The 25,789-nt window shown below is 42.5% G+C and carries 22 protein-coding genes and 1 pseudogene; 12 read left to right on the plus strand and 11 right to left on the minus strand.

The features are described 5' to 3' along the window. From ACNQO6_RS05685 to rpoD, 7 genes and pseudogenes are all read right to left on the minus strand, one after another. Positions 1-250, minus strand: a pseudogene (locus ACNQO6_RS05685) (PT dipeptide repeat lipoprotein); the annotation flags it as partial. A 268-nt stretch (positions 251-518) separates the two neighbouring features. Continuing rightward, positions 519-1,916, minus strand: a complete 1,398-nt coding sequence (locus ACNQO6_RS05690) for an APC family permease (RefSeq protein WP_324621564.1) — start codon at positions 1,914-1,916, stop codon at positions 519-521. A 257-nt stretch (positions 1,917-2,173) separates the two neighbouring features. Then, entirely contained in the window at positions 2,174-3,358 is a 1,185-nt protein-coding gene (locus ACNQO6_RS05695) for an iron-containing alcohol dehydrogenase (protein WP_396514644.1), read from the minus strand. Position 3,359: 1 nt separating this feature from the next. Beyond that, positions 3,360-3,893 (minus strand): hypothetical protein, encoded by a 534-nt coding sequence (locus ACNQO6_RS05700; RefSeq protein WP_343581769.1) that lies wholly within the window; start codon positions 3,891-3,893, stop codon positions 3,360-3,362. An 80-nt stretch (positions 3,894-3,973) separates the two neighbouring features. Beyond that, positions 3,974-4,627: a lipoyl(octanoyl) transferase LipB gene (lipB, locus tag ACNQO6_RS05705; RefSeq protein WP_396514645.1), complete on the minus strand. Its 654-nt coding sequence runs from the start codon at positions 4,625-4,627 to the stop codon at positions 3,974-3,976. Positions 4,628-4,776: 149 nt separating this feature from the next. After that, positions 4,777-5,064, minus strand: a complete 288-nt coding sequence (locus ACNQO6_RS05710; RefSeq protein ID WP_004775193.1) for a YbeD family protein — start codon at positions 5,062-5,064, stop codon at positions 4,777-4,779. Between the two features lie 129 nt (positions 5,065-5,193). Further along, positions 5,194-7,083 (minus strand): RNA polymerase sigma factor RpoD, encoded by a 1,890-nt coding sequence (rpoD, locus tag ACNQO6_RS05715; RefSeq protein ID WP_396514646.1) that lies wholly within the window; start codon positions 7,081-7,083, stop codon positions 5,194-5,196. 347 nt (positions 7,084-7,430) lie between these two features. Between rpoD and ACNQO6_RS05720 the strand changes: the two genes are divergently transcribed. Next, entirely contained in the window at positions 7,431-7,637 is a 207-nt protein-coding gene (locus ACNQO6_RS05720; protein WP_004775189.1) for a PA3496 family putative envelope integrity protein, read from the plus strand. Positions 7,638-7,713: 76 nt separating this feature from the next. Beyond that, entirely contained in the window at positions 7,714-8,238 is a 525-nt protein-coding gene (locus ACNQO6_RS05725; RefSeq protein WP_005227080.1) for a YecA/YgfB family protein, read from the plus strand. A 142-nt stretch (positions 8,239-8,380) separates the two neighbouring features. Here ACNQO6_RS05725 and ACNQO6_RS05730 read toward each other — a convergent pair whose 3' ends face one another. Continuing rightward, positions 8,381-8,986, minus strand: a complete 606-nt coding sequence (locus ACNQO6_RS05730) for a LysE family translocator (protein WP_440208342.1) — start codon at positions 8,984-8,986, stop codon at positions 8,381-8,383. Positions 8,987-9,088: 102 nt separating this feature from the next. Between ACNQO6_RS05730 and ACNQO6_RS05735 the strand changes: the two genes are divergently transcribed. Beyond that, positions 9,089-9,991: a LysR family transcriptional regulator gene (locus tag ACNQO6_RS05735; protein WP_440208343.1), complete on the plus strand. Its 903-nt coding sequence runs from the start codon at positions 9,089-9,091 to the stop codon at positions 9,989-9,991. Between the two features lies 1 nt (position 9,992). Here the strand turns inward: ACNQO6_RS05735 and ACNQO6_RS05740 are convergent, their stop codons facing one another. Both ACNQO6_RS05740 and trhO read right to left on the minus strand, forming a co-directional pair. Then, entirely contained in the window at positions 9,993-10,613 is a 621-nt protein-coding gene (locus ACNQO6_RS05740) for a DedA family protein (RefSeq protein ID WP_440208344.1), read from the minus strand. A 145-nt stretch (positions 10,614-10,758) separates the two neighbouring features. Continuing rightward, a complete protein-coding gene (gene trhO, locus ACNQO6_RS05745) occupies positions 10,759-11,691 on the minus strand; it encodes an oxygen-dependent tRNA uridine(34) hydroxylase TrhO (RefSeq protein WP_440208345.1) in 933 nt (310 codons plus the stop codon). Between the two features lie 109 nt (positions 11,692-11,800). Between trhO and ACNQO6_RS05750 the strand changes: the two genes are divergently transcribed. Beyond that, complete coding sequence (locus ACNQO6_RS05750) at positions 11,801-12,316, plus strand: DUF1289 domain-containing protein (RefSeq protein WP_440208346.1); 516 nt, start codon at positions 11,801-11,803, stop codon at positions 12,314-12,316. 256 nt (positions 12,317-12,572) lie between these two features. Here the strand turns inward: ACNQO6_RS05750 and gltA are convergent, their stop codons facing one another. Next, positions 12,573-13,847: a citrate synthase gene (gene gltA / locus ACNQO6_RS05755; protein ID WP_440208347.1), complete on the minus strand. Its 1,275-nt coding sequence runs from the start codon at positions 13,845-13,847 to the stop codon at positions 12,573-12,575. 899 nt (positions 13,848-14,746) lie between these two features. Between gltA and sdhC the strand changes: the two genes are divergently transcribed. From sdhC to sucC, 8 genes are all read left to right on the plus strand, one after another. After that, a complete protein-coding gene (gene sdhC / locus ACNQO6_RS05760; RefSeq protein WP_050441709.1) occupies positions 14,747-15,148 on the plus strand; it encodes a succinate dehydrogenase, cytochrome b556 subunit in 402 nt (133 codons plus the stop codon). Then, the gene (gene sdhD, locus ACNQO6_RS05765; protein WP_004775170.1) at positions 15,148-15,513 is read left to right on the plus strand and encodes a succinate dehydrogenase, hydrophobic membrane anchor protein; all 366 of its coding nucleotides are present in this window, start codon (positions 15,148-15,150) and stop codon (positions 15,511-15,513) included. Before sdhC ends, sdhD begins: the two co-directional genes overlap by 1 nt. Before the next feature lie 12 nt (positions 15,514-15,525). After that, positions 15,526-17,421, plus strand: a complete 1,896-nt coding sequence (gene sdhA, locus ACNQO6_RS05770; RefSeq protein WP_440208348.1) for a succinate dehydrogenase flavoprotein subunit — start codon at positions 15,526-15,528, stop codon at positions 17,419-17,421. A gap of 14 nt (positions 17,422-17,435) precedes the next feature. Further along, positions 17,436-18,146, plus strand: coding sequence for a succinate dehydrogenase iron-sulfur subunit (locus tag ACNQO6_RS05775; RefSeq protein WP_004664446.1), 711 nt, complete (start codon positions 17,436-17,438; stop codon positions 18,144-18,146). 742 nt (positions 18,147-18,888) lie between these two features. Continuing rightward, the gene (locus ACNQO6_RS05780; RefSeq protein WP_440208349.1) at positions 18,889-21,729 is read left to right on the plus strand and encodes a 2-oxoglutarate dehydrogenase E1 component; all 2,841 of its coding nucleotides are present in this window, start codon (positions 18,889-18,891) and stop codon (positions 21,727-21,729) included. Then, a complete protein-coding gene (gene odhB, locus ACNQO6_RS05785) occupies positions 21,729-22,919 on the plus strand; it encodes a 2-oxoglutarate dehydrogenase complex dihydrolipoyllysine-residue succinyltransferase (RefSeq protein WP_440208350.1) in 1,191 nt (396 codons plus the stop codon). Before ACNQO6_RS05780 ends, odhB begins: the two co-directional genes overlap by 1 nt. Before the next feature lie 131 nt (positions 22,920-23,050). Next, positions 23,051-24,484, plus strand: a complete 1,434-nt coding sequence (lpdA, locus tag ACNQO6_RS05790) for a dihydrolipoyl dehydrogenase (protein WP_396514804.1) — start codon at positions 23,051-23,053, stop codon at positions 24,482-24,484. 135 nt (positions 24,485-24,619) lie between these two features. Beyond that, positions 24,620-25,786 carry an ADP-forming succinate--CoA ligase subunit beta gene (gene sucC, locus ACNQO6_RS05795; RefSeq protein WP_005227098.1) on the plus strand — a complete coding sequence of 389 codons (1,167 nt, stop codon included), beginning with the start codon at positions 24,620-24,622 and terminating at the stop codon, positions 25,784-25,786. The last annotated feature ends 3 nt before the right edge of the window (positions 25,787-25,789 follow it).

A 25,789-nucleotide genomic window follows, 5' to 3' on the forward strand; every position in this document is an offset into this window, starting at 1 on the left:
TAGGTGTAGGTGTAGGTGTAGGTGTAGGTGTAGGTGTAGGTGTAGGTGTAGGTGTAGGTGTTGGCGTTGGCGTTGGCGTCGGTGTTGGTGTTGGTGTTGGTGTTGGTGTCGGCGTCGGTGTTGGAGTAGGTGTTGGAGTAGGTGTTGGTTCAGACGAGTTTGAGCCTCCGCCGCTACCAGAGTCAAACCAACAGGCGCTGAGAGCGACTGAAAGAACTGCAATTCCACTGCCTTTGATGATATTTTTCATTGTTTTTGCTTCCCTTTCTTTGTGGCGTGTAAAAAAACATCTGCTTTTAATTTTTCACTGTTATTAAAATTTTTTTAATCATAATCCAGCTATTAAAGGGAAATAAACAAAAGGCCTAATTAGATGATTAAATAGGTTTTAAATGTAGAGAATGGAATGGGTAAAGGCAGCTGGGCAGGCTTAAATTGATGGTCAATAAATGTATAGGAATATAGAGATAATAAAAAAGACGCATTAAGCGCCTTTTTTATTTTTAACTTGATGAAGATTAATGTTTATCATCAAATTCATTATGCTGTGGGGCATTATATTTAAAGCCCTTGGTTTTATAACCCAAGTATAAAATACCAAACATGGCCCACCATAAACCGAACTTCAAGGCCGATTCTTCAATTTCAAGCCACATCGCAAAGATACTGATAAAGCCGAATAAAGGAATAACCACAAAGCTGATAATGTCTTTCAGTGTTTTAGTGCGACCATCTCGTAAGGCATAACGAGAAATCACAGACAGGTTTACAAAGGTAAATGCTGTCAATGCACCAAAGCTAATCATTGAAATCACAATATCCAGATCCATAAAGCCCGCAGTCAGTGCCACTAAACCGACAATGATAATGTTATACGACGGGGTAAAGGTTTTTGGACTGATATGACCGAAAATCTTCTTATTGATTACGCCGTCTCGGCCCATCACGTACATCAGACGAGAAACGCCTGCATGTGCAGAAATCCCGGAAGCCATGACCGTTACAATGGCAAAGGCTAATACATAAGACTGGAATAATGAACCGCCGACCAAAAGCAGAATCTCGGGTTGAGTTTCAGCAATATTGGTGAAATACGACTTAGGATCATTCGGGAAGTAAATCTGCATAAAGTAGGTGCTAATAATGAAAATAACACCTGCAAATAATGCCGTCAGGAAAATCGCTTTCGGTAATGTCTTTTCGGTATCTTTGGTTTCTTCTGCCAAAGAGCTGAGTGAGTCAAAACCTGTGAATGAGAAGCAGAGCAGGGTCGCACCTGTGATTAATGCACCCACTGACGTGAGTTCATTCCAGAACGGTTCCAGACTCCACAACTGATAGCGGGTTTCAGCCGTAATTGCACCATCTGCATTGATTCCCATCTGTAATTTGTCATAGACCAGATAGGTAAATGTACCAATCACAATCAACTGCACCAGTACAATCCAGCTATTGAAGTTGGCGACAAAACGGGCGCCACGCAGGTTGATCCCTGTCATGAATGCTGTAAGCACGACCACCCAGACCCAGTGGTTAACCGTTGGGAACAAGGCTTCCAGATAAATCACCGCCAAAATAATATTGACCATCGGCGAAAGTAAATAATCCAGCCAAGATGACCAACCCACCATGAAACCTACATTGGGATGAATTGATTTTTGTGCATAGGTATAAGCCGATCCTGATGAAGGGTATCGACGGATCATGTGACCATAACTGATTGACGTAAATAAGATTGCAATCAGGGCAACAATATAGGAGGTTGGAACATGGTGATGACTTTCTTCGGAAACCAGTCCGAAAGTGTCAAACAACGTCATGGGTTGGATGTAAGCTAAACCAATAATGATAATGTGCCAAAGACCGAGTGTCTTTTGCAGCTTAGCTACCGATGGAGTCCCAGAGATATTTGTCAACGGCGTTATCCTCATAATCGTTGATCAAGGATCAGCTATGGTTTAAGGATCATTTGAGACGAAATGATCCCCCCTACAGAAAAAACGAAGTGCGCCAATCTATCGTAAAACGCTATAAATTGGCAGTACTTTTACACTTTTTTTAGCAACTTTTTTGCCAAAAAGGTAAACAAAAAGATGAATAAAGATTCACTGAAATAAAATAAAGCCTCGCTGAGGAGGCTTTATTCAGATTAAAAAATATTTAACTCAATGAATTACCATGCTTTTTGTAAGATTGCACGAATATCTTGCAGGTTTGCTTCTTTAGGGTTGTAAATGATAGAACCATCATTCAGTGCCTTTTCAGCCACTTCATCCAGTTGCGCTTCAGTAATTTTACCTGTTTCACGCAAGGTACGTGGAAGCTTGGTTAAGCTAAATAAGCGGTCGCGCATTGCAAGCACAGTGGCAATGGCTTTGTCGGCGCGTAAATTCGCTGGTGTTTGCGCGTAAATATCGGCGCCTGCAAGTGGCAGTAACAGTTCACCAATCTTATCGCCATTAATTTCTTTGTTATATTCAAGCACATATGGCAAGAACAAGTTCATGCATAGGCCATGGGGCAGGTGTGCAACTGCACCCAGCGCATGACCAAGTGAATGGACTAAGCCCACCATTGAGTTAGAGAAAGCGATTCCGGCCATGGTAGATGCCTGGGCAAGCTCGAGACGACCTTGAGCATCGGCTGGATTATCTAAAACTTTGAACAGGTTTTCACTGATCTTTTTAATGCCGGCACTGGCATAGGCATCACTCAGGGGGTTGGCTGCCAGACAGGTATATGCTTCAACACAGTGCGTTAATGCATCCATACCCGTCATGGCAGTTAAATGTGGCGGCAAGGTTTGGGTCATGCGCGGATCGAGAATCGCTGCATGTGGCATCAGGTAGTAAGAGGCAAAAGCCAGTTTTACATTACGTTGCGTATCCGAAACTACCGCAACCATGGTTGCTTCTGAACCGGTACCTGAGGTGGTTGGAATCACGAAGAAAGGTTTCAGTGGTTTAGGCAGGTTGTGTGCACCTGAATATTGCAGCAGGTCATCCCCCCCTTCAGACACCAAGATATTGGTTGCTTTAGAGGTGTCGATGACTGAGCCACCCCCAATCGCAATGATCGCATCACATTTTTGCTTGCGATACAGTTCTGCTGCTAAGCGAACCACTTCCAGGCTTGAATCGGGTGGTACATCATCAAAAATTGCACCAATGACTGCATCTGTGGTGCTGAATGCTGCTTCGATCGGGCTGAGTAAACCATTGGCACGCACGCCTTTGTCGGTAATGATCATGGGGCGTTTTGCGCCTAAAGTCGCAAGTTCAAAAGGAATGTGCTCTAACGCAGCGTTACCAGCAATGACTTTTACAGGACAGAAAAACTCGTAATAAGGCTTAGCCATGTTATGCGCTCCGTTTCAGATATGATTTTGCGACTTTAAGATAGATATTTTTTGCACCTGTGAATTTTTCTTTTAATGTCAATTCAGCAGGGTAGCGTTTTACCGCCAGTGAAGCGATCAGTTTTGGTAGGATCAAGGCTTCCATTTTATTCAGGCAGCGCACCAGACGGATGGCGCTGGAGACATCACCATCAGCAATCATGCGATCATTAGCAAAGGCCTGTGCTGTACTTTCCTGAAATGAAAACACCAGAAAGGCATGGGTCAGATGCTTGAAGGTAATGGTCAAATCAGGCTTGCCTTTGTAATTTGACAACAGCTCTAATTGTTTTTCTTCAGTCACTCGTGCCACAAATGAAGGTCCATTTGGAAAAACATTCATTGAAAGGATAAAACCAACAGGAAACTTGGACACTTCCTCTTGAACTTCACGATCCACTTGGCTTGCCATTACGAGGCCACGACCCACAACGTCCATCATGAGTTTGACATAGGCAAATTGCAAAGTGGGCTTCACTGCTTTGGTTGAAATCACTTGCTCGTCCCTTGTTAAAATTATGCACTGCTAATTTAGAGTATTTACTCTAATTTATTTTAATTGGATTGAAAAGTAAATTATTCAGATATGACTACAAGGTCATTAAAGAAATCCGTATTTTTAAGATAAGTAATGAAGGCATCGCAGAGCTGCTCAAAGCTTGGGTAATCTTGCATTAAGTCTTGCAAGCGCACCATTTCTAGACCTGCGTAGCCGCATGGGTTAATGGTTTGAAAGCCGGTGAGGTCGCAATCAATATTCAGCGCAAGTCCATGATAGCTACGACCACGACGGATCTTAAAGCCCAGTGAACCGATCTTACGTCCATCGACATAGACCCCGGGTGCATCAGGTTTGGCATAAGCTTCAATATTGTATTGCTTGAGCAGATCGATCATGGCTTGCTCGGCAAAGCTGACCAAAGTACGGACATGCCATTTCAAGCGATTCAGGTCCAGAAGAAAATAGGCCACCAGTTGACCTTTGCCATGCCAGGTGACCTGACCGCCACGATCAGTATGAACGACCGGTAGATTGCTTTGCATCAGGATATGTTCTGCCTTACCTGCTTGTCCTTGGGTCAAGACATCCTGATGTTGTAATAACCACACTTCGTCAGGGGTGTTTTCATCACGATGGGTTGTGAAGTCTTTCATGGCTTCAAAACGTGTCGTGTAATCTTGTAGATCTTTGAAACAACGAATGATTAAGGTTGGTTTTACAGCACTCATTACAGCGGAATTTCCTTTGCAGCTTTTAATCGGGGAGCGGTCTAATTATGGAATGATTTTGAGCAGATAAATAGCCGTTTATGCATACTCAGGCTATGAATCTTAACGCAAAAAAAATCCAAAACACTGTCGCATTTTGGATTTCTGTATTAAAGCGCTGTCTTGATTAAAGGACAGGCTGCCAGGTCAGCATAGAGTGCATGAACCTGTTCCAGCTCTTCAAAGCGCAACTGAGCTGTTAAAGAGTGGTATTTACCTGTACGTGAAGGCTGAACTTTTACCGAGTTGCCATCAAATTCAGGGAAGTGCTTCTGCAAAATATCAACAACAGCCACTCGAAGTTCATCCCCGGCATTACCAATCAGTTTGATTGGATAGTCCATTGGGAAAACCCAAAGATGTTCTTGTAATTCACGAGAAGGAGTGCGGTCTAACATGAGCAACCTCTTAATTTGAAACGCCTGCATCAGTGCAGGCGCTTTTGATCTAATACATAGATGGGGATGAAGTGTTGAACTTCAAGTCCTGAGGAAGGGCCTTAACCCTCACTCAAGATGCCCCAAAGATTAGTCGTTTTCCAGGAATGAACGTAAGTGTTCAGAACGAGAAGGGTGGCGCAGCTTACGTAATGCTTTCGCCTCAATCTGACGGATACGTTCACGTGTTACGTCAAACTGTTTACCGACTTCTTCTAAAGTATGGTCGGTTGGCATATCGATACCAAAACGCATTTTCAATACTTTAGCTTCACGTTCAGTCAGGTTTTCAAGCACTTCACGGGTCGCTTCTTTTAAGCCTTCCGAGGTCGCAGCATCCACTGGAGAAGTGATGTTCGAGTCCTCAATGAAGTCACCAAGATGCGAATCTTCATCATCACCGATCGGTGTTTCCATCGAAATCGGTTCTTTCGCGATTTTAAGAACTTTACGAACCTTGACTTCGTCCATTTCCAGACGTTCACCTAACTCTTCTGGCGTTGGTTCACGACCCATTTCCTGAAGAAGCTGACGTGACACACGGTTGATCTTGTTGATTGTCTCAATCATGTGTACTGGAATACGAATGGTACGGGCCTGATCCGCAATCGAACGGGTAATCGCCTGACGAATCCACCAGGTTGCATAGGTCGAGAATTTATAACCACGACGGTATTCAAACTTGTCTACGGCTTTCATCAAACCGATGTTACCTTCCTGAATAAGATCGAGGAATTGTAAGCCACGGTTGGTGTATTTCTTCGCAATCGAAATCACCAGACGTAAGTTTGCTTCTACCATCTCTTTCTTGGCACGGCGTGCTTTGGCTTCGCCAACTGCCATACGCTTAGAAATCTCTTTAATATCTTTAACGTTTAGGCCAAGATCGTTCTCGATATCCGCAATCTTTTGCTGGAAGGCCAATACGTCTGGACGTACTTTTTCCAGATGGGCTTTGGTTTCGGCAGGTGCTTTGGCAATCTGTTCATCTAACCAGGCAGGATTTGATTCTTGCTCAGGGAAGGTGGTACGGAACTGGTTACGGTCCATACGACCACGACGCACTGCGTAACGCATGATTTCACGTTCATTTGAACGGATCTGTTCATGGGTACCACGAATCATTTCTGAAATGATTTCAAATAGACGTGGTGTAAATTTGAACATCATGAATACGGCAGCAAGTGCTTCAAGTGCAGCTTTGGCTTCTTCACTGTTACGACCGTGTTTTGCCACAACCGATTTTGTTTCGTTCCAGGCTGCTTCTAGTTCAGAGAAACGAACTTTAGCAACTTCCGGATCCGGACCTGAATCGCCTTCAGAATCGTCATCGCCTTCAGATTCTTCTTCTTCGTCATCATCATCAAGTTTGACATCTTTGGCTTTAGATGAAGAATCTTTTTCCTCATCTTCTTCTTCAAGCTCTGCTTCTTCCAGAACTTCCGGAATATCTTCGTCAGTTTCCGGGTCTAAATAACCAGAAAGAATATCGGCAAGACGGCGTTCGCCCGTTAAAAAATCATTATATTCTTGTAAAACAACTTCAACAGCATTTGGCCAGTAAGCAATCGAGTGTAAAACGTCACGAATACCTTCTTCGATACGTTTTGCAATGCTAATTTCGCCTTCACGTGTAAGAAGTTCAACTGTTCCCATTTCACGCATATACATACGTACTGGGTCAGTGGTACGACCAGGCTCACTTTCAACCGATGCTAATACGGCAGCAGCTTCTTCTTCGGCAACTTCGTCAGCAGCTTCGGTTGATTCACCAAACATGGTGTCATCAGTTTCTGGTGCACGTTCATGCACGGGAATACCAACGTCTTGAAGCATCTGAATGATGTCTTCAATCTGCTCACTTTCCGTAATTGAGTCTGGTAGATGATCGTTAACCTCAGCGTAAGTTAAATAACCTTGCTCTTTGCCTCGGCTAATCAGAGCCGCTACTTGCGAAGTAGGGGAATTCATATCGCTCATCTTTGCTTACTCTTTTGTTGAATCTGTGGCGGTGAAAAACCGTGCATGATAGCACAATTCACGGTGAATGTTTTGGATTTGATCCGTTTGCTCTAAATAAAAAATAGATTTGATTACACATTTGTTTATTGAATATGGGGTTAAGTCATAATTTTTCAAGCGTAATTCCTGTTTCAAGAACTTTTTTCATTGTTGATATCCTTGGATTATAAATACACAAAAAAACTGCCGAAAAAAAGTACAAAACGCGGTTTTATGGTAAAAAAAACAAATAAAACTTGACAAGGTGGGCCAAGACCGATAAATAGCGGCTAGACCCATTAACATTTTTTCATTAGAGGTACTTAGTGTCTTCTACAGATTTTGAACTAGATGATGATAACTACGGTGAAGATGATGTTGGTTTTGATGAGTCATCAGGTAAAATCAGCGCTAAAGAATCATTAGAAAAGCGCCGTTTGATTGATGACCTTTTAGCTCAACGTCGTTTAGAACGAGAATTAAAAGATTTTGACTATGATTTCGACGATGATGACCTTGACGACGAAGACTAAGCGAAATTGCTAAGACTTCACGCCCGAAAATGTTATGCTGTTGCCGATGTATTTTTAAAATTGGATTAAACAAAGAATGAGCACGTTAGATTTAGACTTATTGAGTAATTATCTTGACGGTGATCAAAACGAATACGGTCTAGATTTTGCAGCGACTCATGGCTTTTTGTGTGCAATTGCCGTTGGTCCACAATTTGATCGTTGGTTGGATGAACTTTTCGAAGGCAACCACAAGAAACTTCCTGCAGAAGTGCTTGAGCAGGTGAAGCTGTGGTTGGAATCGATCCGTCAGGATTTAGCCAATGAAAATGGAATCGAGTTTCCATTTGAAATCGAAGAAGCGGACGTCGAGTCAAGCTTGGGCGATTGGAGTGTGGGTTTTGTCGATGCAATGTTCCTGAATGAAGATGCATGGTTTGCGCCTGAGTTTGAAGAACAGTTGATCGATTTAACTTTACCAATCATGGTCTTTAGCGGGATCGATGAAGAAGATCCACAAATGGAATCTTTCCGTCGTAATGGCCAGTTGATGGATGAGTTGGCAGAAGAAATTCCTGAAAACTTAAATGAACTTTACTTGATGTATCATACGCCAGCGTAATGGTGCATCCAGAGCAGCTTAAAAAATCTGCTCTGGTAAAATAAATATGAAAACGTCCCGAGTGGACGTTTTTTTAATGATGGCTGTTATGATTAAAATCACATAACACTATTTTATGCCGCCATAATCATGATGTGTTTAATTAAAAAGTCGCGATAAATAAGCTGCATCCTAATCCGCTGAGTACAACGCCAATCAGACGATTAATAATAATCTGTTGAGACAGAATTTTATTTCTAATCCTGGGGGTGGCACAGAAAAGCGCGATCAGGCAGAACCATAATAAGTGACTTGCAGACATAAAAAGACCATAGCCAAGAAGCTTAGCATTGCTATTTTCACTGTTCATGAGTTGAGAATAAATACTCATGACGAATAATGTGGTTTTAGGATTCAGGCTGTTGGTGAAAAAGCCATGCTTAAATGCTTGCCAGCGAGTAAGATCAATATGGCTTTCTTTGAATATCACTGCTGCTTGGATAAATATTTTATAGCCAATATAAATCAGGTAGGTCGCTCCAATATATTGGATTACCTGAATTAAACCGGGAATGTGATGCTGTAAAAACTTTAATCCAATCACACTGTATGCGACATGTACCCAGACACCACAGGCTATGCCATAAGCTGTGCTGAGTCCTAAGGGGCGGCCATAGAGATAACTATTTCGGCTGACCAGGGCAAAATCTGCACCTGGACTCATGACGGCAAGTAAGGTGACCAGGCCAACCGCAATTATTTCATTCACTCATCTATTCCTGTGCACGTTGTTTTAACAATTTCTATATTTTTCATATTCTTGTTATATTTAAAAACGAAATTTATTCTGGTCCATACATGAGTTTTTGGAATGATTGCGCGCTTGTCTTTGAATTCGCTTAAATTTTTTTACTATGTCGCTCGTTATGAAAGTATGACGAGCGCCGCAGAACATTTATGTGTGACACAAGGTGCAGTCAGTAAGCAGCTTAAAAGCCTGGAAGAGATGCTTGGTTTTACCTTATTTATTCGTCAAGCACGAAAATTACGTTTAACCCAGCAAGGCGAGGTGCTGTTTGAATGCTGTCAGCATGTATTTCAACAGATAGATCAATGCTTGGTGCAGCTTAAGCAAACTGAAATAAAAAAGAATTTAGTATTGTCCTGTGAACCGACGATTGCTATGAAATGGCTGATTCCACGGTTGGCACAATTTAAACAGCTTTATCCGGACTTTGAAGTGAGTCTGCTCACGGCAGGAGGAGAGGTGGATTTTAGGACACAACACATTGATCTTGCCTTGAGGCGAGATGATTTTGATTGGGGGAATGCAATTTATAGTGAAAAGATTGCAGAAGAGCAGATGTTATCTGTGAAAGCAAAGCATTCACAGTCTGCGGAAAACCAGATCTTTATTTCCAAGTCGAGGCCTCGGTTGTGGCAGCAATTTAAGCAACATCAAGCCCAATTAAAGCATTTTAAACCCGCTCCTCTTGAGCACTTTTATTTGTGTATTGAAGCCTGTCTGGCAGGGTTGGGGGCAACTGTGGTGTCGGCTTATATGGTAGAACGGGAAATTAAATATCATCTGCTGGAACCGATGACATCTGGCTATGCTGATGGTTCGTCTTACTATCTGTTATCAGCACAACCTTTTGAAGAGGATGTCCGAAAGTTATTGTTGAGAGATTGGCTGAGAGATGAAATGCGCAACAGCCGGTTATGGTTGGCAGCCTTCAATCCCTTGGCTTTACATTCATCTGGTGGCGTTTGAATTAAGGTCTAGTTTTTTTGTTGAGATAAAACTTTTTAACTGCCCACCATGCAATATACACCACCACAATCAGCAAAATGATGCTGCTGATCCTTTGCATAATCAGACTCATCAATGCCTGATTCTGACTGAAGTGAAAACCCAAATAAGCCAGAAAACTGGTCCAGATCACGGTTCCCGCTGCACTGTAGAGCATGAATTTACTAAACGGCATTCGGCTCATGCCCGCAGGAATACTGATTAAAGACCGTACTGCCGGAATCATTCTGCCAAAGAATACAATGCGGTGACCATGCTTGTTGAACCACTCCAGTGCTTTATCTAAATCGGCAACCTGAATACGCAAGTACTTGCCGTATCGTTCTATGAGCCTGACCAGACGAGGTTGAGGAACTTTGCGTCCAATCCAGTACAGCAGCATCGCTGCGAGTATGGAACCTGCACTACCTGCCATAATGACACCGATGAGCGTCAGTTCACCTTTTGAGGCAGTATAGCCGGCTGAAGGCATAATAATTTCTGAAGGGATAGGTGGAAAAACATTGTCCAGAAACATTAAAAATGCGATACCTAAATATCCCAGTTTTTCCATGATGGAAAGCACCCATTGCTCCAGTCCCATAACGCCTTTATATAATTCATTTGATTGTTGTTTTTAGCATAGTTGTGCTGGGGCGATTGCTCAAGCAGTGAAACGTTACATCATTTTATCAAGCCCATAAAAAAGCCATAGTTGAACTATGGCTTGGAGAAATCTTTTTTGTCGTTTACAGACGCTTGCGTTTTGCAGCCGCAATTTGCGACTGGCGCATACGGAAGCCTGCTTTTTGCTTATCGCTGGTTTTATCAATACAGTAAACACAAGACACACCATGTTCATAACTTGGCAGTTCAGCTTCAACTTTGGTCAGTGGCCAGCCACAAGCGTGACACTTGATGTTTTCGCCTTCTTCAACGCCGTGGGTCACCGCAGTACGGCCGTCGAATACAAAGCATTCACCTTCCCACATACTTTCTTCAGCAGGCGTTTCTTCGAGGTATTTAAGAATACCGCCTTTCAGGTGGTAAACCTCATTAAAACCTTCTTGAAGCAGGAGAGAGGTCGATTTTTCACAACGGATACCACCGGTACAGAACATTGCAATTTTTTTGTCTTTGTGCTGTTCAAGGTTTTTCTTGACGTATTCCGGGAATTCACGGAATGTTTCTGTTTTCGGGTCAATCGCACCCTTGAATGTACCTGCTTTATATTCGTAATCATTACGGGTATCAATCAGAATCACGTCATCACGGCTAATCAGCTCGTTCCATTCTTTAGGATCAAGGTAGTGACCCACCAAATCACGTGGCTTTACTTCTACACCTAAAGTTACAATTTCTTTTTTGAGTTTAATTTTCATTTTACGGAATGGTTTTTCAGAGCTCTCAGACTCTTTATATTCCATTGCGTTAAAACCTTCGTCCAAAAGGAATTGATGGATTGTATCAATGGCAGCGCGGTCACCTGCAACCGTACCGTTAATTCCTTCAGAAGCGACAATCAGAGTTCCACATAAATTGATGCTATTTACCAAGTCTAAAAGACGTTGTTGCAGACCTGCTGCATCTGAAACTTCTTTAAATTGATATAGTGCCGCAACAACCCAATTATTGGTCGCTTGCTGTTCTACAGGTGCAAGCTGTTCTACAGTAGCGTTCATGGATAACTCCAAATGTATTAAGATAGGAAAATAAGGCGCATATCTTAGCGTGAAATCTGAAAATAAGCGAGAAAACCATAAAATAAATATGGTTTTATAGGAGTTGGTTTTGAGTAACGATCGTCGAATTCCATCATTGACCCCATGTGCAGGGCGCTGTTCAACGGTATTTGGTGATCTGGTCTGTCGTGGTTGTCGTCGCTTTAATCACGAGGTAATTCAGTGGAATACCTATACAGCCGAGCAGCGTTTGATGGTGTGGAAGCGTTTAGATGCGCAACTCGATCAGATTCTTGTGCCTTTGTTGCCACATGCAAATGTACAGCATGTTGAAGGCTTTATTCAAAACAAGCGGATTCGGGTCTTAGACAGCGCCACTACAGGTCGTAAGCTGTATCATGCTTTAAAGCTGTGCGAGAAGAATAAACATTTGGCCCATGAGAGTGGTCTTGGGATTCGTGATGCTCAGGTTAAACCGATCTGGGATGAGTTTGAGCGTCGGGTACTAGCCTTGGCAAAAGCGAGTTATGAGTTGGCATGGTTACGTGCCGATGGCATCAGTAATACTTTAATGCGTGCTTTAGAGCTGGAAGAAGACGAGATTGAACAGCGGAATTCACTTTGATGAGTTAATGGGGGAGATAGATCTCGTCAATATGTTGTGAAGCTCTCATGTTGGTTTAAAACGGGTTGGAATGTTTTAACACATCGAAGTTGTGGGCAAAAGATTTGGCTAAGCTCTACTGTTCTGCAAAAAGAGAGCTGACAAATTCCAGACCAGGAGCTCTACGCTATGGATCTGCTTTAAAGGTTATTTTGCTTAAGCAGAGTGAATAAAAAAAGGATGCATAAGCATCCTTTTTTATCAACGCTAATATGAATTAACGTTTGATGTCGCGTTGAGTCGAGCCTGTGTAAAGCTGACGTGGGCGACCGATTTTGTACGGACCGCTGTGCATTTCTAACCAGTGGCTGATCCAGCCTACTGTACGTGCAAGTGCGAAGATTACCGTAAACATTTCTGTTGGGATACCAATCGCTTTTAAGATGATACCTGAGTAGAAATCTACGTTCGGGTAAAGCTTACGCTCTACGAAGTACGGATCGCTAAGCGCAATACGCTCAAGTTCCATTGCAAGTTGCAATTGTGGATCGTTGATGCCTAAAGCTTCAAGAACTTCGTCACAAGTCTGTTTCATGACTTTAGCACGTGGGTCGAAGTTTTTGTAAACACGGTGACCGAAGCCCATGAGTTTAACTTCTTTACGCTTCACTTTTTCCATGAATTCAGCAACGTTTTCTACGCTACCAATTTCATCGAGCATCTTAAGTACAGCTTCGTTTGCACCACCGTGAGCAGGTCCCCAAAGTGCCGAGATACCAGCAGAGATACATGCATACGGATTCGCACCAGTAGAACCGGCAAGACGAACTGTAGAAGTAGACGCATTTTGTTCGTGGTCAGCATGAAGCGTGAAGATACGATCCATTGCACGTGCAAGAACAGGGTTCACCTTGTAGTCACGGTCAGCAGGCGTTGCAAACATCATGTGCAGGAAGTTTTCTGCATAACCAAGGTCATTACGTGGGTAAATGAATGGCTGACCTACAGTGTACTTGTAGCTCCATGCTGCAAGGGTAGGGATTTTTGCGATTAAGCGAATCGCGGTAATTTCACGGTGATTCACATCTTCGATGTCTAAACCGTTGTGATAGAACGCAGATAACGCACCAACAACACCAACCATTATCGCCATCGGATGGGCATCACGACGGAAACCATTGAAGAAACGGCTGACTTGATCGTGAACCATGGTGTGGTTACGTACTTTAGCGTCAAATTCTGTCTTTTGTTCAGCATTTGGAAGCTCGCCATTTAATAATAAGTAGCAAGTTTCTAAGTAGTCTGCTTGAGTCGCTAATTGATCAATCGGATAGCCACGGTGTAATAACACACCTTTGTCACCATCAATGAATGTGATCTTAGATTCGCAAGCCGCTGTCGCCATAAAACCAGGATCGAAAGTAAAATGACCTGATGCTAATACATCTTTAACGTCAATTACATCTGGGCCCAATGTGCCGCTGTAAATTGGTAATTCAATTTCTTTGCCATCAAGCTGTAATACGGCTTTTTTGCCAGTTGCTGCAGACATTCAATAGATCTCCTGTCCTGGTGAATGATTATCTGACTCGAAATACTAATCTTGTCATGTGCGAATCAGACGGTGTCAAAATTTGCTATAAGATTAGTGGCTACTAAAATTTTGTCAATTATACTTAGGGATAAAAAATGACGTTGCTACAGTCAATTAGTCATTCAGTATCGAAGAAAAAACTGAGTAAAATCACAGCACCGGTCGAGTATAATATGTCAAATCAAGTTTTAGGTGCATAAAAAAAATGAAGCATCAGTACAATTGTAAGTAAATTTATAGATTGGCTATATTTTGATGCTTATAAAATAAATACTTATCGTTTTTCAAAAGCCTGTGGTTCTCTAGGTTTTACCTTTACTGGTCATTAAAAAACGGTTAAAAACTTTACATGTAAACTAATAATTGATTCATTTTGGTGCAATTGATCGTCTAAAAAATGATTGATTGACTTTAGGTATTTAGGATCAGGAAATAGATTATTAATTGATTATATTTAATATATAAATGAGCAGTATTATTTTTGAAGTATGAGTAAAGTGTGATTATTTAGGCAAATAAAAACTTAAAAACGGATTATTTTGAGAAAATATAAGAAAAGAATTTATTAAATTAGAAAGTATCTATAAAAAATAGTATCTTATTTTTATCATTACAAAACAATTAGATAGTATTTTTTGCTTGGGCGCGGTGTTTTTTTGGTCGTTATTATGCATGTGAATGATTCTTATTTAAAGTTTTTTTCGACTAAAGCGAAAGCTGATTGTTTGTATTTTGATATTTCACGTTTTATAATTCGATGTCGTTTATAGGTTAGGCATGTGCTGTGCTTGCCTAACAATGCCAGCTTTCCTTTGAATTAATTCAAACAAACTCCGGATGGAGTTTCTACCTACAGGATGCCCGCTGTGAAAAGCAACAGACCTGTCAATTTGTCCATGGGTCAGGTGTTAGCGGTAAATTTACGCTCACCCGTGGCTATTGCATCAATTCTACACCGTCTATCAGGTGTAATCGTTTTCTTATTAGTCGCTGTTCTTTTATGGATTTTGGATAAATCTTTATCTTCACCAGAAGGATTTGACTACGTTAAAAATGTCGTTTTCGGAAATATCCTTGTACGTTTTGTCGTATGGGTATTTGTAGCTGGATTAATTTTCCACCTAATCGCAGGGATCAAGCATTTGCTTGCTGACCTCGGTTTTGCTGAAGAATTACAAAGCGGTCGTATCGCGGCTACAGTTTCATTGATCTTATCTGTGATCGGTATCGTCGCAGCCTTTGTATGGATTATGTTCTAATGAAAAGTGCTACAGGTTTAACAGGTTCAGGTTCGCGCGATTGGTATATCCAGCGTGTTAGTGCTGTGGTGTTGGCTGCATACACTATTGTTTTATTGGGCTGGATCCTTTGCAATAGCGGATTCGGTTATGAACAGTGGGCTGGCTTTATGCTGACTTTGCCAATGAAGATTTTTTCTTTATTAGCCGTATTATCGCTGGTTGCACACGCTTGGATTGGTATGTGGCAAGTCTTTACTGATTATGTAACGACTCGTCAAATGGGTCCTTCAGCTTCAGGTTTACGCCTTGTACTTACTTCTGCTGTCATTATTTCAGTGATCGTGTACGCAATCTGGGGTATCCAGATTTTCTGGGCAAATTGATAGGAAGAGATCATGGGCGCAATTAACCCTAAAGAAGATTATTCAAATATTCAAAACCTCACTTTCGATGCCGTTATCGTCGGTGGTGGTGGTTCTGGTATGCGCGCTGCTTACCAACTTGCTCAAGCGGGTTTAAAAGTTGCGGTATTAACCAAAGTATTCCCGACACGTTCGCATACAGTTGCTGCACAAGGCGGTATTGGTGCGTCGTTAGGTAACATGCAAGAAGATAACTGGCACTATCACTTCTATGACACGGTTAAAGGTTCTGACTGGTTAGGCGATCAGGACGCAATCGAGTTCATGACACGTGAAGCGCCAAAAGTTGTTTACGAGCTTGAACACTTGGGTATGCCGTTTGACCGTAACCAAGATGGTACGATCTATCAGCGTCCATTCGGTGGTCACTCTGCTAACTACGGTGAAAAAGCGGTTCCACGTGCGTGTGCTGCTGCTGACCGTACAGGTCATGCGTTATTGCATACCTTATACCAAAGCAACGTGAAAATGGGCACCCAGTTCTACGTTGAGTGGATTGCATTAGACTTGATCCGTAATGAAGCGGGTGATGTGCTTGGTGTAACTGCCATTGACCAGGAAACCGGTAACATTGCGGTATTCCAGGCTAAAGCAACCTTGTTTGCTACCGGTGGTGCGGGTCGTGTATATCGCGCATCTACAAACGCCTATATCAATACTGGTGACGGTCTTGGTATGGCTGCTCGTGCAGGTATTCCATTACAGGATATGGAATTCTGGCAATTCCACCCAACGGGTGTTGCAGGCGCAGGCGTATTGTTAACCGAAGGTTGTCGTGGTGAAGGTGCGATTCTTCGTAACAAAGACGGCGAACCGTTCATGGAACGCTATGCACCGACTTTAAAAGACTTGGCGCCACGTGACTTCGTATCACGCTCAATGGACCAGGAAATTAAAGAAGGTCGTGGTTGTGGTCCTAAAGCCGATTATATCTTGCTGGATATGACGCATTTAGGTGCTGAAACGATCATGAAACGTCTTCCATCTGTTTATGAGATTGGTAAGAAGTTCGCAAACGTTGACTGTACGAAAGAGCCGATTCCGGTTGTACCAACAATCCATTATCAAATGGGTGGTATTCCAACCAACATTCATGGTCAGGTGGTTGTGCCACATGGTGTGGAAGAGGGTGAATTCTCTGCGCACTACGATAAGGATACTAAAGAGTATTCTTATAAAGGTACACGTGACTATGTGAAACCTGTGAAAGGTTTCTATGCGATTGGTGAATGTTCTTGCGTATCAGTACATGGTGCGAACCGTTTAGGTACCAACTCATTGCTTGACCTTGTGGTATTTGGTAAAGCTGCGGGCGAACACATCATTGATTACGTGACCAAGCATCATGGCGATGACTATGCACCGCTTCCAACAGATGTATTGGTTAACACTTTAGAGCGTGTACGTAAGCTGGATGAATCAACGTCTGGTGAAAATGCTCAAGAAGTTGCTGATGCAATCCGTGACATCGTACAAGATCACGCAGGTGTATTCCGTACTCAAGCATTGCTTGACAAGGGTGTGAAAGAAATCCTTGCGATTGAACCACGCGTACGTAACATTCATTTAAAAGACAAGTCTCGCGTATTTAACACTGCACGTGTTGAAGCGTTAGAAGTTGAAAACTTGTATGAAGTTGCGAAGGCAACCTTAATCTCTGCTGCTGCACGTAAAGAATGTCGTGGTGCGCATACCGTGGTTGACTATGAGTTGGCACCGGATCACCCAACTTACTCTTACGGTCGCCGTGATGATGAGTGGATGAAGCATACTTTATGGTATTCATCAGACAACCGTCTTGAATATAAGCCAGTACGTTTCAGCCCGTTAACGGTTGAAGCAATTGAACCTAAACCACGTACATTCTAATCGGGAGAACCAAGATGAGTAGAGGCACTCGTACATTCGAAATCTACCGCTATGATCCTGATAAGGATAAAGCGCCGTACATGCAAACTTTTAAACTTGAGTTAACCGACAAGCACCGTATGTTGCTTGATGCGTTACTTGCGTTGAAAGTGCAGGATGAATCATTAACATTCCGTCGCTCTTGCCGTGAAGGTATTTGTGGTTCGGATGGTGTGAACATCAATGGTAAAAATGGTTTGGCGTGCTTGTGGAACTTGAACGACTTGCCAGAGAAGATTGTGATCCGTCCTTTACCTGGTTTGCCAGTTGTAAAAGACTTGGTTGTAGATATGAACCAGTTCTATGACCAGTATGACAAGATTCAGCCGTTCTTGATCAACAACCAGCCAGCACCAGCGAAAGAGCGTTTACAGTCGCAAGCAGAACGTGAACACTTAGATGGCCTATATGAATGTATTCTTTGTGCATGTTGTTCAACTTCATGCCCATCATTCTGGTGGAACCCTGATAAGTTCCTTGGACCATCTGCGTTGTTGAATGCGTACCGCTTTATCATTGACTCTCGTGATACGGCAACACAAGAGCGTTTGGCTCGTTTAGACGACCCGTTCTCTTTGTTCCGTTGTAAAGGGATCATGAACTGTGTGTCTGTATGTCCTAAGGGTTTGAACCCGACAAAGGCGATTGGTCACATTCGTAACATGTTGCTCGATCAAGCAGGCTAATCTGTTTGTTCCAGGCAAGAAAGGAGCCCCGTGAGGGGCTTCTTTTTTATTTTGCGTAAGCATCAAAATTGGTTGAAAAATGTTGGATTAGATAAAGTTGGGCTTGAATTTAAAAAAATTGACCTTAAATATTTATGGATTTTGTTGTTAATTAAAATCATCAAAATCGATATGGTAGATAGGTTGATTTATTTTTAATCAAACTGAGTGCGCTTTGTGCAATATTTGTAGAGAATGTTTATTTTTGATCGATTGGAGTGCAACTTTTATCAAAAGGGCGGTATATTAGAATATAATTTGATATGTGTATTTCGCTGCTTTATAGATGGTATGTGTCAAAAAAATCAATCCAAGCTTGAGAACATGTTAGGATTTCTGCCACAACTGGAATCAAAAAATAAGCAGATTCTTGAGCTTATCTTCAAACAAAGCCTTCAAGATTTGTACAGATTTCATTGAAAAAGTCAATTTAGAAAAGTTAAAAATTTAGTTAATTTTTCTAAAATGATTTGCAAAAAATTGCTCGATGTCATCGAGTATGAAGAATGAGTTATGTGCCTTGAATTGAAGGTGCATGGCTCATTTGTTACATCAAAGGGAATACTCCTGATGTGTAGTAATAATGTCTCAGGGTTGGATGATCTTGGGTAGTAGTGTCGTGTTACCAATTTGGCACTATGAATCATGGGTGTGCTTAAAAGGCAGCCTGTATTATTTTTTGCAATAGGAAATGGGTCCAAAAATGCAAGAAGTTGCTGACGCATTGCGTCTTGACACTGAACTTTCCGCTGATAGTGCAGCGTATATTGAAGAGCTATACGAACAGTACCTAACTTCTCCAACCTCAGTGTCAGAGGATTGGCGTGAATATTTCGATAAATACCCTAAAGGTGATCAACCACACGGCAGTGTGCGCGAGCAATTCCTCCTTCTGGGTCGTAATGCAAGCCGAGTTCAACCTGTTGTTCAAAGCACTGTAAGTACAGAACATGAGCGTCGTCAAATTGGTGTATTACAATTAATCGCTGCTTACCGCAACCGTGGTCATCAAAAAGCTAAACTCGATCCATTAGGTCTTGCGAAACGCGAAGACGTTCCTGACCTCGATTTATCTGCTCACGGTTTAACAAAATCTGATCTTGATACTGTATTCAATACAGGCAACCTTGCCATTGGCAAAGCAGAAGCAACATTGTCTGAAATGGTTGATGCCATGGAAGCAACTTACTGTAGTTCAATCGGTGCAGAATACATGCATATCGTTGACACTAAAGAAAAACGCTGGATTCAGCAGCGTTTGGAAAGTGTTCGCGGTAAATTCAATTATACCAGTGATCAGAAAAAAGGTTTCCTTGAGCGTTTAACTGCTGCTGAAGGCCTGGAAAAATATCTTGGTAATAAATTCGTTGGTGCAAAACGTTTTGGTGTGGAAGGCGGTGAGTCTTTTATTCCGATGATGAACGAAATCATTCAACGTGCAGGTAGCGTAGGTTGTAAAGAAGTTGTGATTGGTATGCCACACCGTGGTCGTCTCAACCTTCTTGTCAATATCATGGGTAAAAACCCGGCTGACCTGTTTGGTGAATTCGAAGGTAAGAGCCTGCATAAGAAAGGTTCGGGCGACGTTAAGTATCACCAAGGTTTCTCTTCAAACGTCATGACTCCAGGTGGCGAAGTTCACTTAGCATTGGCGTTTAACCCATCGCATTTAGAAATCGTTGGTCCGGTCGTTGAAGGTTCGGTTCGTGCGCGTCAAGTCCGTCGTAAAGACATTGGCGGTGATGACGTTCTGCCTGTAATCGTTCATGGTGATGCTGCATTTGCAGGTCAAGGCGTGAACCAGGAAACCTTCCAGATGTCACAAACCCGTGGTTATACCGTGGGTGGTACCGTTCATATCGTGATTAACAACCAAGTTGGTTTCACGACTTCTGATCCACGAGATACACGTTCTACCGAATACTGTACTGACGTTGCCAAAATGATTCAGGCACCGATTTTCCATGTGAATGGTGATGATCCTGAAGCGGTAATTTTTGCGACTCAAATTGCACATGACTTCCGTCACGAATTCCGTAAAGACGTTATCCTGGACTTGTTCTGCTACCGTCGTCGCGGTCACAACGAAGCAGATGAACCATCTGCAACACAACCATTGATGTATCAAGTCATCAGCAAGAAAGCAACGACACGTACGTTGTATGCTGATCAGCTGGTTCAAGAAAAAATTCTTGATCGTGCAAGTGCCGATGCAATGGTTGAAGGCTACCGTTCTGATTTGGAAGCAGGTAACCACGTTGCCAATGCACTGGTTCGTGAACCAAACAAAAAAATGTTTGTCGACTGGTCTCCATATCTGGGCCATGAATATACAGACATCTGGGACACAACATTCAGCATCGATCGTTTGAAAGAGCTTGGTCAGAAGATGAATACATTACCAGAAGGTTTTGTATTGCAACGCCAAGTTCAAAAAGTGATTGATGACCGTGCGAAAATGCAAACAGGTGAAATGCCACTGAACTGGGGTGCTGCTGAAACTTTAGCTTATGCATCTTTGCTTGACGATGGCTTCCTTGTGCGTATCACGGGTGAAGACGTGGGGCGTGGTACATTCTCACACCGTCATGCCAAATTACATAACCAGGTTGATGGTTCTGTTTATATTCCGCTTTGCCACATTAAAGAAAACCAACCGCGTACTGCGATTTATGATTCTTTATTGTCTGAAGAAGCTGTTCTTGCATTTGAATATGGCTACTCAACGACTTTGCCGAAAAGCCTGATCGTTTGGGAAGCGCAATTTGGTGACTTCGCAAACTGTGCGCAAGTTGTAATTGACCAGTTCATCGCTTCGGGTGAAACCAAGTGGGAGCGTGTTTGTGGTCTGACCATGTTGTTGCCACACGGTTACGAAGGTCAAGGTCCAGAGCATTCATCTGCACGTTTAGAGCGCTTCTTACAACTCTGTGCTGAAGACAACATGCAAGTGATGACCCCAACGACACCTGCGCAAATTTTCCATGCGTTACGTCGTCAGGCAGTTCGTCCGATTCGTAAGCCAATGATCGTAATGTCACCAAAATCGTTATTACGTCATAAACTTGCGACTTCAACACTGGATGAATTGGCAAACGGTACATTCCAAACTGTGATCGATGAAATTGATCAAATCAACAAGGCTGACGTAACTCGCCTAGTGCTTTGTGGTGGTAAGGTTTATTACGATTTACTCGAAAAACGTCGTGAGCTTGGTCTTAACCATGTTGCGATCGTTCGTATCGAACAATTGTATCCATATCCAGAGCAACGCTTGGCTGAAGTTATGGCTCAGTATCCAAACATTCAAGAACTTGTTTGGGCACAAGAAGAGCCGAAGAACCAAGGCGCTTGGTTATTCATCGTTCCTCGCTTGTATGAAGACGTTCTTAAATCTGGTAAACAAATCCGTATTAGCTATGCTGGTCGTGAAGCATCTGCCGCACCTGCTTGTGGCTCGCCATACTTGCATGCAAAACAACAAGCTCAGCTCATCAATGACGCACTTGCTATTGAAGTTGAACAATCAGGAGATTCTAAATAATGGCAACCGAAATTAAAGCACCGGTATTTCCAGAGTCAGTTGCTGACGGTACGATCGCAACTTGGCACAAGAAAGTAGGTGAACCTGTATCACGTGATGAAGTGATCTGTGACATTGAAACCGATAAAGTTGTTTTAGAAGTGGTTGCTCCAGCTGATGGTAGCCTTGTTGCAATCATCAAAGATGAAGGCGATACCGTTCTTTCTGACGAAGTGATTGCTCAATTCGAAGCTGGTGCTGTTTCTGCGGCTGCTCCTGAAGCTGCTGCACCAGCAGAAGCGGCGGCTGCTGCATCTGCACCTGCGGCTGCTGCATCAACTCAACCAGTTGATCAAAACCAAGCACCTGCAGTGCGTAAAGCATTATCTGAAACCGGTATCAATGCTGCTGACGTTCAAGGTACAGGCCGTGGTGGTCGCATCACTAAAGAAGATGTTGCGAACCATAAGCCAGGTACATCAGTTCAACCATTAAGCGTTGCTGTAGGCGAGCGTATCGAGAAACGTGTACCAATGACACGTTTACGTAAGCGTGTTGCTGAGCGTTTATTGGCAGCGACACAACAAACTGCAATGTTAACTACGTTCAACGAAGTGAACATGAAGCCAATCATGGAAATGCGTAAGCAATATAAAGATGCTTTCGAAAAACGTCATGGTGCTCGTTTAGGCTTTATGTCTTTCTTCGTTAAAGCGGCAACTGAAGCATTGAAACGCTACCCAGCTGTAAACGCATCTATTGATGGCGATGATATCGTTTATCACGGTTTCTATGACATCGGTGTAGCAGTTTCTTCTGACCGTGGTCTGGTTGTCCCTGTACTTCGTGATACTGACCGTATGAACTATGCAGAAGTTGAAAACGGTATCCGTGACTATGCATTTAAAGCACGTGACGGTAAGTTAGGTATCGAAGACATGACTGGCGGTACGTTCACAATCACCAACGGCGGTACTTTCGGTTCATTGCTTTCAACTCCTATTTTAAACCAGCCACAAACTGCAATCTTGGGTATGCATAAAATCCAAGAGCGTCCTATGGCGGTGAATGGTCAAGTTGAAATCTTGCCAATGATGTATTTAGCGCTTTCTTATGACCACCGTTTAATCGATGGTAAAGAAGCTGTAGGTTTCTTGGTAACAATCAAAGAATTGTTAGAAGAGCCAGCTAAACTCATTCTTGACCTATAATTTTTTATTTAAAAATCCCCCTAAGCCTCTCTTGAATTACAAGAGGGGCTTTCACAAGTCTGATCAGTTTCAAGGTTTGTGAAATTTCTTCTCAGATAAAGGAAGATAGGGGAGATTCATTGGAGATAAAGATGTCTCAACAGTTTGATCTTGTTGTCATTGGCGGTGGACCTGGTGGTTATGAAGCGGCGATTCGTGCAGCTCAACTTGGTTTCAAAGTCGCTTGTATCGAAAAACGTATTCACAACGGTAAGCCATCTTTAGGTGGTACCTGTTTAAACGTGGGTTGTATCCCTTCTAAAGCATTGCTTGACTCTTCTCACCGTTACGAAGCAACTGTTCACGAACTTGCTGAACACGGTATTACCACGGGTGAAGTTAAATTTGATTTAGACACTTTGTTGGCACGTAAAGACAAAGTTGTAGATCAATTGACTGGTGGTGTTGCTCAATTACTGAAAGGTAATGGTATCGAGTGGTTACAAGGTACGGGTAAATTACTTGCAGGTAAAAAAGTAGAATTCACACCGTTTGAAGGCGATGTACAGGTTTTAGAACCGAAGTACGTGATCCTTGCAACGGGTTCTGTACCTGTCAATATTCCAGTCGCTCCTGTTGATGAAGACTTGATTGTTGACTCTACTGGCGCATTAAAATTCCCTGAAGTTCCTAAGCGTCTTGGTGTGATCGGTGCGGGTGTGATCGGTCTAGAGCTTGGTTCGGTATGGCGTCGTCTCGGTTCAGAAGTTGTTGTGTTTGAAGCATTAGATGCTTTCTTGCCAATGGCAGACAAAGCTTTGTCGAAGGAATATCAAAAAATCTTGAAAAAACAAGGTTTAGATATCCGTATCGGTGCAAAAGTTTCTGGTACTGAAGTGAATGGTCGCGAAGTAACGGTTAAATATAACCAGGCTGGCGAAGACAAAGAACAAGTTTTTGACAAGTTAATCGTTTGTGTAGGCCGTAAAGCATATGCAGAAGGTTTATTGGCAGAAGATTCTGGCATTAAACTCACTGAACGTGGTTTGGTTGATGTCAATGATCAGTGCCAAACATCTGTTGAAGGTGTTTATGCGATTGGTGACTTGGTACGCGGTCCAATGCTTGCACATAAAGCAATGGAAGAAGGCGTAATGGCAGTTGAACGTATTCACGGTCATGCTGCTCAAGTAAACTACGACACCATCATCAGCGTGATTTACACGCATCCAGAAGCAGCTTGGGTCGGTTTAACTGAAGAACAAGCCGCTGAAAAAGGTCATGAAGTTAAAGCTGGTCAATTCCCGTTTGCGGTGAATGGTCGTGCATTAGCTGCCGGTGATACTGCTGGTTTTGTGAAATTCGTTGCTGATGCGAAAACAGATCGTCTTTTAGGTATGCACGTTGTGGGTCCTAATGCATCTGACATCGTACACCAAGGTATGATCGCGCTTGAATTCGTTTCTTCTGTTGAAGACTTGCAATTGATGACTTTCGGTCACCCAACTTTCTCTGAAGTTGTACATGAAGCAGCGCTTTCTGTTGACGGTCGTGCAATCCACGCGATTCAACGCAAGCGTAAATAAAACATAAAGTGTGGTTCGCCACACTTTTTTGAATGATGATGATTGCCTGCTTCAGGCAATCATTTATTCAATATGTAGCAGCCTGATTTTAAGAAGACCGGGCTGTATCACACAAACAACATAGTAGGTAACTAAATGAACTTACATGAGTATCAAGCTAAAGCATTATTGAAAGAATATGGCATGCCAGTACAAGAAGGTATCTTGGCAACAAATGCAGACGAAGCAGTTGCTGCATTTGAACAGCTTGGTGGTAAATTCGCGGTAATGAAAGCGCAAGTTCATGCTGGTGGTCGTGGTAAGGCTGGCGGCGTTAAAGTTGCAAAATCTAAAGAAGATGTCATCGAATTTGCTAACAACATCATTGGTACTCGTCTTGTAACGTATCAAACTGATGCAAATGGTCAACCAGTAAACAGCATCATCGTTGCTGAAGACGTTTACCCAGTTGAGCGTGAGCTTTACTTGGGCGCGGTTGTAGACCGTTCTAGCCGTCGTATTACTTTCATGGCTTCTACCGAAGGTGGTGTAGAAATCGAGAAAGTTGCGGAAGAAACGCCTGAAAAAATTATCAAAGTTGAAGTTGATCCTTTAGTTGGCTTACAACCATTCCAAGCACGTGAAGTTGCGTTTGCTTTAGGTTTGAAAGACAAGCAAGTGAGCCAATTTGTTAAAATTATGGGCGCTGCTTACCAAGCATTTGTAGAAAATGACTTTGCATTATTTGAAATTAACCCACTTTCAGTTCGTGAAAATGGCGATATTTTATGTGTAGATGCGAAAGTAGGTATCGACTCTAACGCGCTTTACCGTTTACCTAAAGTTGCTGCTTTACGTGACAAAACTCAAGAAAACGAGCGTGAATTAAAAGCATCTGAATTTGATCTTAACTATGTTGCTTTAGAAGGTAACATCGGTTGTATGGTGAACGGTGCTGGTCTTGCAATGGCAACAATGGACATCATTAAACTTTATGGTGGTCAGCCTGCAAACTTCCTTGACGTTGGTGGCGGTGCAACCAAAGAGCGTGTAATCGAAGCGTTCAAAATCATCCTTGCTGATACTTCTGTACAAGGTGTTTTAATCAACATCTTCGGTGGTATCGTACGTTGTGACATGATTGCTGAAGCAATTATTGCAGCGGTTCAAGAAGTAAACGTAACTGTTCCAGTTGTTGTTCGTTTAGAAGGTAACAACGCTGAGTTAGGTGCTAAATTACTTGATGAATCTGGTTTGAAATTAATTTCTGCGAACGGTTTATCTGATGCCGCAGAAAAAGTTGTAGCTGCAGTTAAAGCGTAAGGA

This window comes from Acinetobacter calcoaceticus, from assembly GCF_051947995.1.
Lineage (GTDB): Bacteria > Pseudomonadota > Gammaproteobacteria > Pseudomonadales > Moraxellaceae > Acinetobacter.